The sequence below is a fragment of the Pseudomonas sp. 2995-1 genome (genome assembly GCF_002742505.1).
GTDB classification, from domain to species: domain Bacteria; phylum Pseudomonadota; class Gammaproteobacteria; order Pseudomonadales; family Pseudomonadaceae; genus Aquipseudomonas; species Aquipseudomonas sivasensis.
Window position 1 is genome coordinate 1 of sequence record NZ_LJSA01000029.1, and the last position, 230, is coordinate 230.

Here is a 230-nt window from a genome sequence, read left to right on the forward strand (position 1 = left end):
AGAAAACGCATAATAGCAAGCAAAGCAAAGAATCTAAGCAAGATAAGACTGATAAGCTTATTGCAGAAAAAGATGCACGCATTAGTGCACTCACAGATGAAATTGAACTGCTGAAAAGTCAATTAAAGGTTAAAGATGATCAAATAAGAGTTGCTAATCAATTAGCTGACCAGGCACAAAAATTAAATCTTGCAGATAAACCTCAGCTTACTCATTCTGCAGAAGTAGAA

General features: G+C 34.8%; 1 protein-coding gene. It reads left to right on the forward strand.

The annotated features are described in order from the left end of the window. Positions 1 to 230: hypothetical protein (locus AOA61_RS30750; protein WP_218197286.1), on the forward strand; the 230-nt coding region annotated here is incomplete at both ends.